The following is a 17450-nucleotide window of genomic DNA, read 5'->3' as shown; positions in this document are numbered from 1 at the left end:
CGTACGCGGGGCGGACGTGCGGGATGGCGAGCGGACCCGGTGTGGTCCCTGGAGCCGAAGGGGGCGGTGCGAGCCATCCTACCGAGGCGGGACGGAGCCTCCGCCCATGTGACGACGGCCGTCGGGGCCCGGCCGGGAGCGGCTAGCCGCAGCTGCCGGTGACCCCGAGCGAGTCGCGCGTGAGCTTCACCGACGACGACTGGACGGTCATGGACGCGCGCCCGTCCGCGATGGTCACGTCCTGCACCTGGACGCCCGCGGGGAGGTACTGCGCGACGCACACGGGGTAGGTGATGTCGCGGATCCCCTGGATGGTCTGCGCGAGGTCGATCTTGAACGAACCGGCCTGGAGGTCGACCTCGGCGGGCGTGATGACGATCGTCGAGCCGTCCCGCAGCACGGGCTCCGCGGCCACGGTGTAGCCGAGCGTGAGGCCGAGGACCCGCGTGGAGCCGGAGTAGCCGAGCGTCCCGTCGCCGAAGCGCAGGTCGGGCGGCGTGCCCGCGGTCTTCGCGAGCAGGGCGCTGGCGGGATCCTGGTCCATGGACACGGTGCCGACCACGTCCCCCACCGTGCGCTCCTGGTCGGTCGGCACGTCGGTCGCGACGATGTGCGCCTGGAACGGCGTGCCGTCGGCCTGGAGGTTCGGGCCGTCGAGCACGACGCGGTCGAGCGTGCCGCGGATGAGCTGCGGGATGACCCAGTCGCCCTCGATCGAGACGTCGACGCGCCCGGTGATCTGCCCGGGCAGCTGGTCGGCGATCTGCTTCTCGGCCTGGTCCTGGGCGACGCCGCGCACGGTCTGGTCGATGATGCGCAGCCCGAACGCGAGCCCCACGCCGATCACGGCGAGCACGAGGAGCCAGATGAACACGGTGCCGCCGCGCGGACCGCGACGGCGCCGCTTGACCTCCCGCGGGTCGCGCCGCTCGGGCGCCTCGAAGACCTCTGTGCCCTGGAACCGACCCGACATGATCCGCTCCCCTACATGCGCTCGGGGGCCGAGACGCCCACGAGGTCGAGTCCGTTGGCGACCACCTGCCTGACCGCGTCGTTCAGCCACAGGCGCGTGCGGTGCAGGTCGGTGACCTCCTCGTCGCCCCGCGGGACCACCCGGCAGCTGTCGTACCAGCGGTGGTAGGAGCCCGCGAGCTCCTCGATGTAGCGGGCCACCCGGTGCGGCTCGCGCAGCTCGGCGGCCTGGGCGACGATGCGCGGGAACTCCTGCAGGAGGCCGAGCAGCGCCGACTCGGTCGGGTGCGTGAGCAGCTCCGGCGCGAAGGCGGACCGGTCGACGCCCGACGCCTCGGCGTTGCGGTCCACCGCGCAGGTCCGCGCGTGGGCGTACTGCACGTAGAAGACGGGGTTGTCGTTGGTGCGCTTGCCGAGCACCGCGAGGTCGATGTCGAGGTTCTGGTCGGCGGACGAGCGCACGAGCGCGTACCGGCCCGCGTCCACCCCCACGGCGTCGACGAGGTCGTCGAGGGTCACGATGGTGCCGTTGCGCTTGCTCATCTTCACGGGCTCGCCGTCGCGCAGCAGGTTGACCATCTGGCCGATGAGGATCTGCAGGTTGACGCCCGGGGTGTCGCCGAACGCCTCGACCATGGCCATCAGGCGGCCGACGTAGCCGTGGTGGTCGGCGCCCAGCATGATGATGTTCTGCTCGAAGCCGCGCTCGCGCTTGTCGAGGTAGTAGCCGAGGTCGCCCGAGATGTAGGCGGGCTCGCCCGTGGAGCGGATGATCACGCGGTCGCGGTCGTCGCCGAAAGTGGTGGTGCGGAGCCAGACGGCGCCGTCCTCCTCGAAGACGTGGCCGAGCTCCTTCAGGCGCGCGACGGCGCGGTCGACGGCGCCGGACTCGTGCAGCGAGTCCTCGTGGAAGAAGACGTCGAAGTCCACGCCGAAGTCATGCAGCTTCTGCTTGATCTCGCCGAACATCAGCTCGGTGCCCGCGCTCCGGAAGACCTCCTGCTGCTCCTCGCGCGGGAGGGCGTCGAGGTCGCCGCCGTAGCCCGCCACGACGCGCTCGGCGATCTCGCCGATGTAGGCGCCGCCGTAGCCGTCCTCGGGGGTGTCCTCGCCGAGGTGGCTCGCGAGGAGGCTGCGCGCGAAGCGGTCGATCTGGGATCCGTGGTCGTTGAAGTAGTACTCGCGCGTGACGTCAGCGCCCTCGGCCTGGAGGATGCGCGCGAGGCTGTCGCCGACCGCGGCCCAGCGCACGCCGCCCAGGTGGATGGGGCCGGTGGGGTTCGCGGAGACGAACTCGAGGTTGATGCGGATCCCGTCGAGCGTGTGACCGCGGCCGTACGCGGGGCCCGCGTCGACGATGGTGCGCGCGAGGGCGCCCGCGGCCGCCGCCTCGAGGGTGATGTTGATGAAGCCGGGACCGGCGACGTCGACCTTCGCGACCTGCGGCAGCTCGCCGAGCGCCTCGGCGATGTCGGCCGCGATGGTGCGCGGATTCTCGCCCAGCGGCTTGGCGATGCGCATGGCGATGTTGGTGGCCCAGTCGCCGTGGTCGCGGTTGCGCGGGCGCTCGAGCACGACCATGTCGGGGCTGAGCGCGAGGGCGTCGCCACCCGGTCGTCGTCCTGCCGTCCGGGCCACGATGTCGAACAGGGCGCCGGTCAGGTCAGGGGTCGTCATGGGGATCGATCCTACCGGCGGGCGCGACCCGCCCCTCCCGGCGCGCACGCCCGCGCGGACCGCCCCCAGCGCGGCCGCGCGTCCCAGCGGGGCCCCGACCGGTCTCGGTAGGGTGTCGATCCCGCCTCCCGCACGTGGCAATTCGCCGCGCGCCGAGCGTCGCACCCCGCGGCGCGCCCGGATCCGAAGGAGCACCACCATGCCCGTCCGCCTCCCCGCGCCCACCCGACCCCGCATCGCGCGCACCATCCCCGCCGCCGCGGCCGCCGGGCTCGCGGTCGCCATGCTCCTCGCGGGCTGCTCCAACCCCGCTCCCCTGCAGCCCACGACGCCTGACCCCTCGGCGAGCGCGGGCGGCGGCGGCGAGGCCCAGGGCGGCGGATCCGGCAGCGGGCCCACCGCATCGCCCACGCCCGCGCCGCCGAAGGGCACTCCGGTCAGCACCACGTGCGCCCAGATCCTGCCCGACCTCGCCGAGTTCGGGAAGGGCTTCGCGAGCGAGGCGCTCCCGGCCGACACCTCGACGGACGGCCTGCGCGCCGACGTCCTCGCGATGCAGGGCATCGCCTGCGCCTTCCGGTCGTCGGACGGCCCGGCGGTCGAGGTCGACGTGGCCCAGCCCGTCGCGGCGGAGCTGCAGTCCCGGCGCGACGCGGCCATCCTCCTGGCCGACCCCATCGCGGGGTACCCCTCCGGCGTCGAGGCCTACTTCGAGCTCGAGGACGCGATCGGCGTCTCCACCATCTACTCCTCGAAGCACATGATCGTCATGCGGTCCGCCGCGTTCTACGAGCCGGGCGACCACGCCGACCTCGGCAACGCGGTGCTGAAGACCGTCGGCGGCTGATCCGACCCGTCAGCCGGGGCGGACGGCTCAGCCCAGGCGCACGGCCGAGGCGACGTCGTCGACCGGCAGCTCGTCGACCGTGGCCATGACCTCCATGCGCGAGATGGTCACGAGGCTCCGGGTGTTGGTGAGGAACGCGGTGTCCGAGGCGTCGCGGCCCGTGGAGATCCGTAGGAGGCTCTGCCGAGGCGCGAGCCCGGTGGCGTCCACCACGTGCCACGCGCCGTCGACCCACGCCTCGGCGACCGCGTGGAAGTCCATGGGGCTGAGGCCGGGCGCGTAGACGGCGGCCAGCCGCGCGGGCACGTCGAGCGCCCGCAGCATCGCGATCACGAGGTGCGCGTAGTCGCGGCAGACGCCGCGTCGGGCGAGCAGCGTGCGGACGGCGCCGTCGGTCGGGAGGCTGGATCCCGGCGCGTACCGCAGCGACTCCGCCACGAACGCGCGCACGGCGGCGAGGAGCGGGAGGCCGTCCAGGCCGCGGAACTCGCCGCGGGCCGTGGGGAACAGCGTGTCCGACTCGCAGTAGCGGCTCGGGCGGCGGTAGATCCAGAGGTCGACCTCGTCGACGGGCGCGGGGTCGCGGCGGCCGGTGACCGTCGCCCGGTACTCCATGGTGAGCGCTCCGGCGCCGGTCGTCAGGACGTGCAGCCGGGTGTCGTGCCGGTCGACCACCTCGGTCGCCTCGATCGGGCGGCCGTCGAGCGAGAAGGAGAGGCGCTCGGACGCGATGTCGGCGCCCCGGGCGACGGCGACCGCGAAGGCCATCTCGCTCTCGCCGGAGACCTGGAGCTCGAGCATGGAGGAGACGTCGCGGCGCATGCGTCCATCGTGGCATCGGATCCGCCCGGCCCGGTGCGCCTGCCCCGTGCGGCCGCGCGCACGAGCGGCCGCCGCTCAGGCCGGGTGCGGTCCCGTCGACGCGCGCGCCACGAGCGTCGGCTCGAGCATCCGCGACGCGGCCTCCCGGCCGTCGACGAGCGCGAGGAGCGTCTCCAGGGCGATCCGGCCCATCTCGTGCACGGGCGAGCGCACGCTCGTGAGCCCGATGGATCCCGACGCCGCGAGCGGGGTGTCGTTGTAGCCGACCAGCGCCACATCGTCGGGCACCGAAAGGCCCGCGTCGCGGAGGGCCCCCATCGCCCCGATCGCCGCGAAGTCGTTGGTCGCGAAGAGCGCGTCCGGCGCGTGCCCGGCACGGAGCACCTCCTCGGTCGCCTCCCGGCCGGCCGCGGCGTCGAAGCCGCGCTCGATCACGCGCTCGGGCGGCACGGGCATCCCCGCCTCCGCGTACGCCTCGAGGAAGCCGCGCGTGCGGTCGACCGCGGTGGAGGCGAACGACATCCCCGCGAGCACGGCCGGCCGGGTGCGGCCGGCGGCGATGAGGTGCTCGGCCGCCAGGCGCCCGCCGGCCACGTCGTCGCACGTGACGGCCACGTGGTCGCCGCGGCGGCGCGAGACGAGCACGAAGGGGACGCCCTCCTCCGCGAGCTCGTCGAGCAGCGGGTCGTCGAGGTGGGCGTCGCCGAAGATCATGCCGTCGACCCGGCGGTCGAGCATGCTGCGCGTGCGGCTGCGCTGCAGGTCAGGACGGTCGAGGCTGTTCGTGACGAAGGTGGAGATGCGGCGCTCGGTGGCCGCCTCGTCGATGCCCTCGTACACGGTGGCGAGCACGTAGTCCTGGAGGCGCGGGACGAGGACGCCGACGAGGTCGGATCGGGAGGTGCGCAGGCTCGCGGCGTGCGGGTTCGGCCGGTAGCCGCTGCGCTCGGCGATGTCGAGGATGGCGGCGACGGTCTCGGGCCCGGCCCACCGGCCGGGGTGCTCCTCGCGGGAGTTGAGCACGCGGGAGACGGTGGTGATGCTGACGCCGGCGAGCTCCGCGATCATGCGCTGCGTCGTGGGCGGCCGCCGCTTCTGGGTCACTCGTGGCTCCTCACCCGGATCAGCATGGCACAGCGTCTCGCACCCGCCTCGGGCGACCCGCGGGGTGCCGTCGGGCATCCGGCGGGGAAACATCCCCGCAACAGGACGGCAACGTGATCGTTCGACGCAAACCATTGACGCAATCGTTTGTGCATCGCAGGATCGTCCGCATGCCCCACGTCCTCGTGCTCGCCACCGGCGGGACCATCTCCTCGCGCACGCGCCCCGACGGAGCCGCGGTCGCCGCGGATCCCGCCGACCGCCTGCTCGGATCCGTGCCCGCCCTGCCCGCCGGCGTCACCGTCGAGACGCGCGACGTCCTCCGGGTCAACTCGTTCGCGCTCACGCACGCCGACCTCCGCACGATCCAGGACGCGGTCGCCGAGGCGCTCGCGCGCGACGACGTGGACGGCGTGGTCGTCACGCACGGCACGGACACCCTCGAGGAGACGGCGTTCCTGCTCGACCTGGTCACGGACGACCCGCGGCCCGTGGTGCTCACGGGCGCCCAGCGCTCGGCCGACGACCCGGAGGGCGACGGGCCCGGGAACCTGCGCGACGCCATCGTCGTCGCCGCGTCGTCGGACGTGCGCGGAGCCGGCGTGCTCGCCGTGTTCGCCTCGCGCGTCCTCGCGGCCGACGGCCTGGTGAAGGCGCGCACGCTGGATCCCGACGCCTTCGCCGCCCGCGACGGCGCACCGCTCGGCCGCGTGACCGGCGACGAGGTGCGCATCAGCCGCCGACCGCGCGCGCTGCCGATCCTGCCCGCGCCCACGGCGCGCTTCGACCGGATCCGCGTGGACTGCGTGAGCGTCCACCCCGGGGCCGACGCCGTGCTCTTCCGGGCGGCGATCGCCGCGGGGGCCGCGGGAGTCGTCGTCATCGGCACGGGCGCCGGCAACGCGAACCGCGCGCTCGTGCCGGAGATCCGGGCGGCCGCCGACGCGGGCGTCCTCGTCGCCCTCGGCACGCGCGTCGCCCACGGCCCGGTCGCCGCGATCTACGGCGACGGCGGCGCGGTCGACGCCGTCGCGGCGGGCGCCGTGCCGATCGGCCGCCTCTCCGCGGCGCAGGCCCGGATCTTCGTGGCCCTCCTGCTCGACCACCACCCCGTCGACGAGGCGCGCCGCCTGCTGGCCGTCGCCGCCGATCCCGAGACCCGCATCCCCACCCCGGCCGGCTCCCTGCCTGCCTGATCCATCACCCGACGGAAGGACCCCCATGGCCAAGGACATCATCATCGCGTTCGGCATCGACGTCGACGCCGTGAGCGGCTGGCTCGGCTCGTACGGCGGGCAGGACTCGCCCGGCGACATCTCCCGCGGACTGTTCGCGGGCGAGGTCGGCGTGCCGCGCCTGAACGCGCTGCTCGCCAAGCACGGCCTCCCCTCCACCTGGTTCTGGCCGGGCCACTCGATCGAGACGTTCCCGCGCGAGTTCGACCAGGTCGTCGCAGCCGGGCACGAGATCGGCGCGCACGGCTACAGCCACGAGAACCCCATCGAGATGTCGCGCCAGCAGGAGGCGGACGTGCTCGACCGCTCCATCGAGCTCATCGAGTCGCGCGCCGGCCGTCGCCCCACCGGCTACGTGGCGCCGTGGTGGGAGTTCTCGCGCGTGACGAACGAGCTCCTCATCGAGCGCGGGATCCGCTACGACCACTCCCTCATGCACCGCGACTTCGAGCCGTACTACGTGCGCGTGGGCGACACGTGGCAGGGCATCGACTACAGCAAGGACGCGGCCAGCTGGATGCACCCGCTCGTGCGCGGCGAGGAGACCGACCTCGTGGAGATCCCGGCGTCGTGGTACCTCGACGACCTGCCTCCCATGATGTTCGTCAAGGGCAGCCCGAACAGCCACGGCTTCGTGAACCCCCGCCACCTCGAGGAGATGTGGCGCGACCAGTTCGACTGGGTCTACCGCGAGCAGGACTACGGCGTCTTCACGTTCACGATCCACCCCGACGTCTCGGGCCGCCCGCAGGTGCTCCTCATGCTCGAGCGGCTCATCGCCCACATCAACTCGCACGAGGGCGTCCGCTGGGCGACCTTCGACGAGATCGCCCAGGACTTCCAGCGACGCTCCCCGCGCACCCCGCGCGTCCCCTGATCCGCGAACCGACCGACCGCAGGAGACCACCACCATGAGCACCGACACCTCCCGTCCCGGGACTGCATCCGCGGACACCGGCGCCGCATCCGCCGGCGCGCTGCCGGCCGGCCTCGAGAAGGTCAGCGTCCGACAGACCCGCCGGGTCACGGGCATCGCCTTCCTCGCGTGGACCATCGCGGTCTACGACTTCATCCTCTTCGGCACGCTGCTGCCCGACATCTCGCGCGACTTCGGCTGGGACACGAGCGAGTCGCTGCTCGTGTCGACCCTCGTCAGCGTCGGCACGGCGGTCGTCGTGCTGCTCGTCGGCCCGATGGTCGACCGGCTCGGCCGCCGGATCGGCATGGTCGTGTCCGTCACCGGCACGGCGCTGTCGTCGGGTGCGACCGCGCTCAGCGCCGGGGCGGTCTCGCTCGTCGGGATCCGCAGCATCAGCGGCCTGGGCCTCGCCGAGCAGTCCATCAACGCCACGTACCTCAACGAGATCTACGAGCAGACGGAGGACGAGAGGATCCGGCGCAACAAGGGCTTCGTCTACGCGATGGTGCAGACGGGCTGGCCGCTCGGCGCCCTGCTCGCCGCCGCGTTCGTGGGCCTGATCACGACGGCGTTCGGGCCGGGCAGCTGGCGCATCGCCTTCGGGCTCGCGACCGTGCCCGCGCTCGTGGTCGCCGCGATCTGCCTCACGCTCCGCGAGAGCCCGCAGTTCGTCGCGCAGCAGCGGATCCGGCGTCTGCGGTCCGCAGGGCTCCACGACGAGGCGGCCGCGTTCGCGCGCGCCACCGGCCTCGACGTGCAGAAGTCCGCCCCCATCGCGCGCATCTTCCAGGGGAAGCACCTGCGCAGCACGATCGTGCTGAGCGTGGCGTGGCTGCTCAACTGGTTCGGGATCCAGACCTTCTCCGTGCTCGGCACCACCGTGCTCGAGTCGGGCAAGCACATCGACGCGTCGAACGCGCTTCTGCTGATCATCGCGTCGAACTGCGTGGGCGTGCTCGGCTACCTCGTGCACGGCTGGCTGGGCGACCGGCTCGGCCGCCGCAACGTGATCGTCGGCGGCTGGCTCGTCGCGGGCCTCGCGTTCGCGGTCATGCTCCTCGGGCCGGACGACCCGACGTTCGTGATGGGCGCGTACATGGTCGGGCTGTTCTTCCTCCTCGGGCCGTACGCGGCGATCCTGTTCTTCCAGGCCGGCTGCTTCGACAGCGACTGCCGGGCGACCGGATCCAGCTTCATCGGCGCGATGAGCCAGCCGGGCGCCATCATCGGCGGCTTCCTGCTCACCGGCCTCACGGCGAGCGCGATGTCGTTCGGCCAGGCGGCGCTGTGGGTGGGCGCGGGCGGGATCCTCGCCTCGGCCCTCGTGATGCTGCTCGCGAAGCCGACGGGCGAGACCCGCGAGGCGGTCGCGTGACCGGCGCGGCACCCGTCGCGCTCGTCACGGGCGGCGCCTCCGGCATCGGCCGGGCCACCGCCGTGCGCCTCGCCGCCCGCGGCGACCGCGTGGTCGTCGGCCGCTTCCCCGGCGACCCGCACGACGCGGGCGCGACCCTCGATGCCGTGCGCGCGGTCGGCGGCACGGGCATCGCGGTGGACCTCGACGTCGCCTCCACCGCGTCCGTCGACGCGTTCGTGCGGGCCGCGCTCGAGGAGTACGGCCAGGTGGACCACGTGATCGCGGCCGCCGGCATCCTCCGCCGCGCGCCCCTCGGCGCGATGACGGACGAGCGGTGGGACGAGGTGCTGGGCGTCGACCTCGGCGGCGTGATGCGCGTGATCCGCGCGGCCGAGCCGCTCCTCGGCCGCGGCTCGTCGATCGTCGCGGTGTCATCCATCGCGGGCGGCGTCTACGGCTGGGGCGACCACGCGCACTACGCGACGGCGAAGGCGGGGGTCGTCGGCCTCGTGCGCAGCGCGGCCGTGGAGCTCGCGCCGCGCGGGATCCGGGCGAACACCGTGATCCCGGGCCTCATCGAGACGCCACAGTCGCTCGACGCGGTGAACTCCCTCGGGGCCGACGGCCTCCGGCGCGCGGGCGACCGCATCCCCGCCGGGCGCGTGGGACGGCCCGAGGAGGTCGCGTCGGTCATCGCGTTCCTCGCCTCCGAGGACGCCGGCTACGTGACGGGCCAGACGCTCACCGTCGACGGCGGCCTGACGATCCGGATGCAGGAGTGAGTGCCCCTGTGCCCCGCAGCGACCGGCTGCGCGGGCGCACCGCGCTCGTGACGGGCGCGGCCAGCGGGATCGGCGCGGCCATCGCGCGCCACTTCGTGCTCGCGGGCGCCGAGGTCGTGCTGCTCGACCTCGTGCCCGCCGTGCACGAGGAGGCGCGCCGGATCGGGGCGGTGGGCGCGGTCGTCGCCGACGTGTCCGACGAGGCGCGCGTCGCCGAGGCCGTCACGGAGGCCGGGCGGCTGCTCGGCCGGATCGACGTGCTCGTCAACTCGCACGGCATCCTCACCGAGTCCCCCGTCGCGGAGATGACGCTGGCGACCTGGCAGCGCACGATCGACGTCGACCTCACGAGCGTGTTCCTGCTGACGCGGGCCGTGCTGCCGGGGATGCTCGAGCGGCGCGACGGCCGGATCATCACGGTCGCGTCGCAGCTCGGCCAGAAGGGCGGCGTCGGGCTCGCGCACTACGCGGCCGCGAAGGCCGGGGTCATCGCGTTCACGAAGTCGCTCGCGCTCGAGGTGTCCGCCTCGAACGTCCTCGCGAACGTGATCGCGCCGGGCCCCATCTCCACGCCGCTCGTCGACGCCATCTCGGAGGACTGGAAGGACGCGAAGCGCAAGGAGCTGCCGCTCGGCCGCTTCGGCACGGTCGACGAGGTCGCGCCGACCGCGGTGCTGCTGGCGGCGGATCCCGACGGCAACCTCTTCGTCGGCCAGACGCTCGGGCCCAACAGCGGCGACGTGATGCCCTGACCCGAGCCCCGCGGTGATGCGCGCCGCGGTCGTCCCGGCCGGTGTCGGCTCAGGCGGCCGCGGTGCGCGCGGCGTCGGCGGGCTCGCGCAGCGCGCAGGCCTCGGCGAGCGCGTCGAGCAGCGCGGGGAGCTGGTCGCGCGCGGCGCCCGGGTCCTCCGGGTGCCACTGGACGCCGATGACGGGCGCGCTCTCGTGCTCGACGGCCTCCGGCACGCCGTCGGGCGCGACCGCGACCACGCGGAGTCCCGTGCCCGGCCGGTCGACCGCCTGGTGGTGGGCGCTCCGCACGACGACGTCGGTGGATCCCAGCACGCGCGCGAGCCGGCTGTCCTCCGCGACCCGCACGTCGTGGTCGCGCATCACGGCCGTGATCTCGTCGGCGTCGTTGCGGTGCTCCCCCACGCCCTCGATGTGCTGCTGCAGGGTGCCGCCGAGCGCGACGTTGACGATCTGGGCACCGCGGCAGATGCCGAGCAGCGGCGTGCCCTCGGCGACCGCGCGGCGGACGAGCGCGATCTGCCCGGCGTCGGCGACCTCGCGGTGGGTCGAGCGGCCCTCGTACTCGGCGGGTCCGCCGTAGAAGCGCGGGGCGACGTCCTCGCCGCCCATGATCACGACGGCGTCGGCCTCGCGCGTGCGGGCGAGCAGCGACTCGACGCCCTCGTCCTCCGCGGCGATGTTCTCGACCAGCCAGCCCGCGGCGTCGGCGACCTCGGCGACGCGCGCGTTGAGGCCCTGCACGAGCGTGTTGTACGCGGCGGCCTCGGGACGCGAGCGGGTGACCTGCACGACGGCGAGGCGGCGGAGGGTGGCGGGCATGGATCCAGTGTGCGGCGTCGCCCGCGGGATCGCACGCCGCGCGTCATGTTCCGCAACACGCGCGGGCCGCGGCACGCGCGGGACGCGCCGGCCGCGGCACGCGCCGGACGCGCCGGCCGCGGCACGCGCCGGCCCCCGGCGGGCGTCAGGGCCAGACGAGCGTGTGCGACCAGGACCCGTCGGGACCGGACCGGTACATGATCCGCAGCTGCCCGTGGTCCTCGGTCGCCTGCCAGAACTCGACGACCGTGGGCTGGAGCACGTACGCGCGCCACGACTCGGCGACGAGCTCCGGATCCGCGTCCACGGCATCGCGCGCCCGGGCGATCCGCGCGTCGCGCTCGGCGGCGTCGGGCATCGGCTCGCTCTGGTCGCCCGCGATGACCTCGGCGCGCGACGACGGATGCCTGGAGAGGAAGTCGCGCTCGCTCACCTCGCGGTCGCCGTGGAAGACGGGGCCGGTCGCGCGGATCTGCCGCCCGCGCTCCCGCCAGTACGCGACGAGCGCCGCGCGCGGGTTGGCCTCGAGGTCGCGCCCCTTGGGGCTGTCGGCGAGCGACGAGAACCAGAGGGCGCCGGGCTCGTCGTCGACCGTGGGCGTCACGTCCTTGAGCAGCAGCGTGCGCGCGCTGGGCCGCCCGTCCGCGTCGGCCGTGGCGAGGACGACCGCGTTGGGCTCCGCCGCTTCGTGGGCGACGGCGTCGCGGATCCACGCGATGACGAGGTCGATCGGGTCATCCGGGAGGTGCGCGGGGTCGAGCTCGGGGAAGTCGTGGGGTGCGGGCTTCGCGCCCTTCAGGAGGTCGCGGATCGAGGTGGAGTCGTCGTCGTCTGCCATGCGCCGAGCCTAGGCCGGCTGGCGGCGGACGCCCGGCCAACCGGCTCTCGGCCTCGCGACCGCACATCCTGCCTGCCCGGGACTCGCCATTTCGTCACGATGCGGGAATCGGATTGGTCGCTGCACCACTGGACTTTTCCAGTACCGGTCGGCGTGGTCGCCCCGCCGGTCGCCGACTACCTTCGTCTCTAGGCCCGCTCCCCCAGTTGGGCCCAGCACCACGCGGCGGGAACCCGAGACCCGTCTCGGGCCCCGCCGCGTGTGTTCACCGCGTCCTCCGCCCCTGCCGCGCCGCTCCGCGAGCTTGCGCCATGCACACGGCGGTCTCCAGCGGCTGGTGGAATCCGTTACTGCACGTCATAAGCACTATTTGTTCGGTGTTTCATCTAGTAGACCTGACACCCAAGACGCGTCTCAGATCCCTACAACTCGTAGACTTGCTCACAGATTCAAGCCTACTCGGCCAGCTATTTGTCTAATCAAATCGCCTAGCTAACAAGGCAGGATAGGCCCGTGTCACGATTGAGCCGATTGATTAAACGCGGCAACAAAAATACAACCCAACAGGCGTTGAGCGAAGAAATAGCGCATCGCTCTCCCGCGGTCCAGATTAATGGGCAACGTAATCGATACTGCGATAGTCAAACGTTAACGTAATTCATTAGCCACATTCGAAAAATAACGTACTTTAGCTGCTCGCCGAAACCCCGGGGGGGTTTGAAGCTTTGAGTGCAGATACTAACGCAAGTACACCGGGCATGGGATCCTCGGCGACCTTGCCCCCCGCGCCGGACGAGAGGTGGGCCTGCATCACGACCTGGCCCATGGTCATCATGAACCGCTCTTTTTCCACAGGATTGCTTATCTGATTACTGTAAGAAATCATAGTACCCATCGCTGTCGAAAGGTCGTACGCTCGTTGGGCAGCGTGGTCGCGCGATCGAGCGCGTGCCAAAAGTACGCCGGCAAATGTCCCGAGGGCAGCAGTGGATGCGAGATGGACACCAATAACTTCGATTGTGGCGTAATCTGGGCCCCGTCCAAGGTAATGCAAAGCAAGAGGAAGGACTGCAGCTAAAGCGGCTACTCCTAGAACTACCAAACCTGCGATCCAAGCGCCCTTGGATTGCTTCTCGTTGCGTGATGCGTCTTCTATATACAGGGCATTTGTTGCATCCGATAGCACAGTAGTCACAAGCAACCCTGCCTGTTTTGCACTTGTTGTCAGATCGTTTTCCGCCTTAGCGATGGCAGCCGCCGAGCTGGCTACGCTTTCGTCAAACGAAGCACGCGTTTCGCGTGCAGCAGCCAGTGAGTGGTCGAGTTCACTTAAACGCGAGTAACCTTGCTCGACCATTGACGCGAGTTGAGGATCCGATAAAGGCCACGGAGTTTTGACGGACATGACCTTTAGGGCAGCTTCAGGCTGCCCTTGCGCTATGAGATTCCACGCCTGACCCACGAGATCTATTCCGCCCACCCATGGGGCCGCCCATTGCACAAGTTCTGGAATTCGCTCGGCCAGGTGCGGGGCCGAGGGCAAGTTCGCCATCACATTGTTAAAGGTGTTGGCCACCTGCCAAGGGGCTCCGAGCTCCGCTGCTCGGATGGAGAAATCGATACTCTCCGGGTACCCCTCGATTCCCTGCTGCATGCGCAGCCATGCAAACATGGCAGCCGCCCATGGCGCACCTTCGGCTGCGCGTGGGCGTAACAAGTCAACCGCGCCGGTCGGGTTACCGCTATTCCATAGTTGCTGTACTTGCTGGATGAGACCGACGTCGACTGGTTCAACGTCGAGACTTGGCACGCTAGGCATGATTGAAACCTATACCAACAAACATCGCTGCGATAGTCCACTTTCGGGTTACAGATGCGACGTGTTCATGCCCGCCCACAGAGCGTCATGTCGGACTTCGTCGCGCCTGATCAGAGACATCAGTGACAGCTGAAATTGAAGTCATCAGATCTAGAAGTAAAGAGATTTAACCGCTCCACAGAGGGTTGGCTTCGCGCGGGACTCCCGGACGCACGAGAGGCCGACCCCGAAGACGGGACCGGCCTCTCACCGCACCAACACGGGATATGGGAAGGTGTGCCCCCAGGAGGATTCGAACCTCCGCCCCTGCCTCCGGAGGGCAGTGCTCTATCCCCTGAGCTATGGGGGCCAGGGTGCGCGCGAGCGCGGCTCCAGGGTAGCACCGGCGACGAGGCCCGCCGCGCCGTCGCCACGGGCCGGGAGCGCCGACGCATTCCCTCTCCCGGGGAGACTCCCCGCTCCGGCACAGGCGCGGCACGCCAGGATGGACGCAGGACGACCGCCGCGCCGCCCGGGCACGGCGGCCCACCCGATCCCCTCAAGAGGAGACCACCCGTGAAGCTGTCCCGCATCGCCGCCGCCGCCACCGGATTCCTGCGCACGTCCAAGGGCCAGGACGTCGGCCGGACCGCCATCGACAAGGTGTCCGGCATCGCCGACAAGGCCACCGGCAGCAAGCACGCCGACAAGATCCAGAAGGCGCGCCAGGCCGCCGACGACCAGCTGCGGAAGCTCGGCCCCGACGGCGGCCGCGGCCAGGGCCAGACGCCCCCCTCGACTCCGCCCCGCCCCTGAGCGCCGGCAGCCTCGAGCTCACGCTGGACGCGGCCTCCGACGCCGCGGTCCGCGCATCCTGGCGCGCCCTCGCCGACGCCGATCTGCCGAGCCTCGCCGACCATGCGGGCGAGACCAACCGCCCGCACGTGACGCTGCTGGCGGCCGCCGGTCTCGGTGGATCCGCGGACGACGCCGTCCGCGACCTCGCCGCCGCCTCTCCCCTGCCGACGCTCCGGCTCGGCGGCCTCGTCGTCTTCGGCGTCCCGCCGCGGGGCCTCGTGCTCGCGCGACAGGTGGTGGTCGATCGGGCGCTGCTCGACCTGCACGCGCGGATCCACGCGGCAGTCGACCAGGCGAACGCCGACTCGGACGCCGACGCCGCGCCCGTCGAGGTCGTCCCGCACACCCGCCCGGGTCCGTGGACACCGCACGTCACCATCGCCCTGCGGCTCACGGCCGAGCAGCTCGGCGCGGCGGTCGCGGCGCTCGGTCGCATCGACCCGCTCGAGGCCCCGGCCGCGGGCATCCGCCGCTGGGATCCCCGCGACAGCACCGTGACGGAGCTCGCGTGACCCGCGCTGCCCGGATCCTCACGGCCAGCGCACGCACCCGCGCCACTAGCCTGGATGGAGCACGTACTTGAGACGACGGAGGAGTCGCATGCCGCGGTCCGCGAGATTGATCGGGGCCGCGCTCGCGCTCGGCCTGGCCGGGGCCATGGTGCCGATGTCCGCGCAGGCGACGGGGCCGGTGGACTTCGGCGGGGCGACGATCCTCGACCAGGTCGACGCGGTGACGCCCGCGCAGGAGCAGCAGATCCAGCAGGCGATCGACACGCTCCGGACGGACACCGGCATCACCCTCCACGTCGCGTACGTGGACACCTTCACCGGGGAGGCGGACCAGGCGGCGTGGGGCCGCGCGACGAACTCCGCCAACGGCTTCGGGGACTCCGACGCGCTTCTCGCCGTCGCCGTCGACGGCCGGCAGGTCTCCTTCGGGGCTCCCGCGCAGCTGTCGGAGTCCGCACGCGACCAGCTCCTGCAGAACGGGATCCGGCCGGAGCTGCAGGACAGCGACTGGTCAGGAGCCGCCGTCGCCGCCGCGCAGGGCATCGAGTCCCAGGCACGCACCGGCACGGGCACCGAGTCGGGAACCGGGGCCACCCCGTCGTCCGGGAACTCCTCCGGCATCGACTTCGGCCTCGTCCTCCTCCTCGTCCTCGGCGCGATCCTCGTGGCCGCCGTCGCCACGACGCTCGTCGGCCGCCGCAAGAAGCGGAAGGCCGTCGCCGCGAAGCGCCAGGCGGCGCTCGCGGAGATGAGGACCGCCGAGCAGCGGGCGGGCAGCATGCTCGTGCAGCTCGACGACGCGCTCGAGACCAGCGAGCAGGAGGTGGGCTTCGCGGAGGCGGAGTTCGGATCCGGCGCGGTCGGCCCGTATAGAGAGGTGCTCGTCTCGGCGGGCGGCAAGGTCCGCGAGGCGTTCGCCCTGAAGCAGAAGCTCGACGACACCATCGAGGACACCGACGAGGAGCGCCGCACCTGGGCTGCCCGCATCGTCGACCTGTGCGAGGAGGCGCGGGCCGAGCTCGACGCGCAGGCCGAGTCGTTCGAGGAGCTGCGCGCGCTCGAGGAGAACGCGCCGCAGACCCTCGCCGCCATCGTCACCGACGCGGAGTCGCTGAAGACCCGGATCGAGCGGACGCAGGAGGCGGTGGATCTCCTCGGTCGCCGCTACGCCGGTCCATCGATGACGACCGTCACCGGCAACGTCGACCAGGCGCGCTCGCTCCTCTCCTTCGCGACCGACACGGCACAGGAGGCCGCAGAGGCAATCCGCGCGGGCGACCGCGCCTCGACGGGCGAGATCGCGGTGAAGGTGCGCGCGGCGCAGCAGGCGGTGGGGCAGGCCGGCAAGCTCCTCGACGGCGTCGACCGCGTCTCGTCCGACCTCGAGCACGCGTCCACGCGCGTGCAGGAGGAGATCGCCGACGTGCGCAGCGACATCCAGGACGCCCGCGCCGCCCAGCGCGGCGGGCGCATGCCGGAGCTGACCCGACTGGTGGAGGCGGCCGAGCAGGCCATCGCCGACGCGAAGCCGCTGCAGGGCCGGCTCGCGGATCCGCTCACGAGCGTCACGCTGCTGCAGGAGGCGGAGGCCCGGCTCGACGAGGCGCTCGCGCCCGTGCGGGAGCAGCAGGAGCAGGTGCAGCGCGCGATCGGCTACCTGCCCCGGGCGCTGTCGACCGCCGAGAGCCAGGTGGCGACGGCACGCGACTTCATCTCCACGCGCCGCGGCGGGGTCGGCGAGGAGGCGCGCACACGTCTCGCCCACGCGCAGCGCGCGCTCGACGACGCGCACGAGGCCGCTCCGCGGGATCCCGTGCGCGCCGTCGCCGCGTCGCAGGCCGCGACCTCGTACGCGGCGCAGGCCATCGAGGCCGCGCAGCGCGACCTCGACCAGGGCGGCGGATACGGCGGCGGCATGATGGGCGGCCGCGGCGGCGGGGACGCCTTCGGCGGCGCGATCATGGGCGGCATCATCGGCGGCCTGCTGAGCGGCGGCGGCGGCTGGGGTGGCGGCGGCGGCGGCGGCGGCTTCAGCGGCGGGGGCTTCGGCGGCGGCGGCGGGTTCAGCGGCGGCGGCTTCGGCGGAGGCGGCGGCGGCGGGTTCAGCGGCGGCGACTTCTAGCGACGACCAGCACGACGACGAGAACGAGAGCGACC

General features: G+C 72.3%; 16 protein-coding genes and 1 tRNA gene. 9 read left to right on the top strand and 8 right to left on the bottom strand.

Features of this window, described 5'->3' with window-relative positions; genetic code table 11:
- Positions 1-142 precede the first annotated feature (142 nt).
- On the bottom strand, positions 143-973 hold the full coding sequence (locus NL142_RS05990) for an LmeA family phospholipid-binding protein (RefSeq protein WP_435081333.1): 831 nt from the start codon (positions 971-973) through the stop codon (positions 143-145).
- A gap of 11 nt (positions 974-984) precedes the next feature.
- Entirely contained in the window at positions 985-2649 is a 1665-nt protein-coding gene (gene argS / locus NL142_RS05985; protein WP_435081332.1) for an arginine--tRNA ligase, read from the bottom strand.
- A gap of 199 nt (positions 2650-2848) precedes the next feature.
- Between argS and NL142_RS05980 the strand changes: the two genes are divergently transcribed.
- Entirely contained in the window at positions 2849-3496 is a 648-nt protein-coding gene (locus NL142_RS05980) for a hypothetical protein (RefSeq protein WP_435081331.1), read from the top strand.
- Between the two features lie 27 nt (positions 3497-3523).
- Here NL142_RS05980 and NL142_RS05975 read toward each other — a convergent pair whose 3' ends face one another.
- Together NL142_RS05975 and NL142_RS05970 are read right to left on the bottom strand one after the other, a co-directional pair.
- A complete protein-coding gene (locus NL142_RS05975; RefSeq protein ID WP_194682941.1) occupies positions 3524-4318 on the bottom strand; it encodes a transglutaminase-like domain-containing protein in 795 nt (264 codons plus the stop codon).
- A 75-nt stretch (positions 4319-4393) separates the two neighbouring features.
- Positions 4394-5422 (bottom strand): LacI family DNA-binding transcriptional regulator, encoded by a 1029-nt coding sequence (locus tag NL142_RS05970; protein ID WP_435081330.1) that lies wholly within the window; start codon positions 5420-5422, stop codon positions 4394-4396.
- A 170-nt stretch (positions 5423-5592) separates the two neighbouring features.
- On the opposite strand from NL142_RS05970, the gene NL142_RS05965 reads away from it, so the two are divergent.
- Genes NL142_RS05965 through NL142_RS05945 form a run of 5 tightly spaced genes read left to right on the top strand, consistent with a single transcriptional unit; the run spans position 5593 to position 10467 of the window.
- The gene (locus tag NL142_RS05965; RefSeq protein ID WP_435081329.1) at positions 5593-6618 is read left to right on the top strand and encodes an asparaginase; all 1026 of its coding nucleotides are present in this window, start codon (positions 5593-5595) and stop codon (positions 6616-6618) included.
- 25 nt (positions 6619-6643) lie between these two features.
- Positions 6644-7534: a polysaccharide deacetylase family protein gene (locus NL142_RS05960; protein ID WP_194682944.1), complete on the top strand. Its 891-nt coding sequence runs from the start codon at positions 6644-6646 to the stop codon at positions 7532-7534.
- 34 nt (positions 7535-7568) lie between these two features.
- The gene (locus tag NL142_RS05955; RefSeq protein ID WP_435081328.1) at positions 7569-8951 is read left to right on the top strand and encodes an MFS transporter; all 1383 of its coding nucleotides are present in this window, start codon (positions 7569-7571) and stop codon (positions 8949-8951) included.
- A complete protein-coding gene (locus NL142_RS05950; RefSeq protein ID WP_194682946.1) occupies positions 8948-9715 on the top strand; it encodes an SDR family NAD(P)-dependent oxidoreductase in 768 nt (255 codons plus the stop codon). Before NL142_RS05955 ends, NL142_RS05950 begins: the two co-directional genes overlap by 4 nt.
- Positions 9712-10467: an SDR family oxidoreductase gene (locus NL142_RS05945; RefSeq protein WP_435081327.1), complete on the top strand. Its 756-nt coding sequence runs from the start codon at positions 9712-9714 to the stop codon at positions 10465-10467. The genes NL142_RS05950 and NL142_RS05945 overlap by 4 nt, the downstream gene beginning before the upstream one ends.
- Positions 10468-10516: 49 nt before the next feature.
- On the opposite strand, the gene NL142_RS05940 is transcribed toward NL142_RS05945, so the two are convergent.
- From NL142_RS05940 to NL142_RS05925, 4 genes are all read right to left on the bottom strand, one after another.
- On the bottom strand, positions 10517-11287 hold the full coding sequence (locus NL142_RS05940; RefSeq protein WP_435081326.1) for a gamma-glutamyl-gamma-aminobutyrate hydrolase family protein: 771 nt from the start codon (positions 11285-11287) through the stop codon (positions 10517-10519).
- 145 nt (positions 11288-11432) lie between these two features.
- The gene (locus tag NL142_RS05935; RefSeq protein ID WP_435081325.1) at positions 11433-12125 is read right to left on the bottom strand and encodes a pyridoxine/pyridoxamine 5'-phosphate oxidase; all 693 of its coding nucleotides are present in this window, start codon (positions 12123-12125) and stop codon (positions 11433-11435) included.
- A 688-nt stretch (positions 12126-12813) separates the two neighbouring features.
- The gene (locus NL142_RS05930; RefSeq protein WP_435081324.1) at positions 12814-13935 is read right to left on the bottom strand and encodes a hypothetical protein; all 1122 of its coding nucleotides are present in this window, start codon (positions 13933-13935) and stop codon (positions 12814-12816) included.
- A gap of 286 nt (positions 13936-14221) precedes the next feature.
- Positions 14222-14293: transfer RNA gene (locus tag NL142_RS05925), tRNA-Arg, on the bottom strand.
- 206 nt (positions 14294-14499) lie between these two features.
- On the opposite strand from NL142_RS05925, the gene NL142_RS05920 reads away from it, so the two are divergent.
- The 3 genes from NL142_RS05920 (at position 14500) to NL142_RS05910 (ending at position 17415) form a co-directional block, all read left to right on the top strand.
- Positions 14500-14739 carry an antitoxin gene (locus NL142_RS05920; protein ID WP_435081323.1) on the top strand — a complete coding sequence of 80 codons (240 nt, stop codon included), beginning with the start codon at positions 14500-14502 and terminating at the stop codon, positions 14737-14739.
- Complete coding sequence (locus tag NL142_RS05915; RefSeq protein WP_435081578.1) at positions 14736-15293, top strand: 2'-5' RNA ligase family protein; 558 nt, start codon at positions 14736-14738, stop codon at positions 15291-15293. Before NL142_RS05920 ends, NL142_RS05915 begins: the two co-directional genes overlap by 4 nt.
- Before the next feature lie 88 nt (positions 15294-15381).
- On the top strand, positions 15382-17415 hold the full coding sequence (locus NL142_RS05910; RefSeq protein WP_435081322.1) for a TPM domain-containing protein: 2034 nt from the start codon (positions 15382-15384) through the stop codon (positions 17413-17415).
- The last annotated feature ends 35 nt before the right edge of the window (positions 17416-17450 follow it).

Source organism: Clavibacter quasicaliforniensis, from assembly GCF_051201715.1.
GTDB classification, from domain to species: Bacteria; Actinomycetota; Actinomycetes; order Actinomycetales; family Microbacteriaceae; genus Clavibacter; species Clavibacter seminis.
The sequence above is the reverse complement of the archived record's forward strand: the minus strand, read 5'-3'. Positions and strand labels throughout refer to the sequence as shown.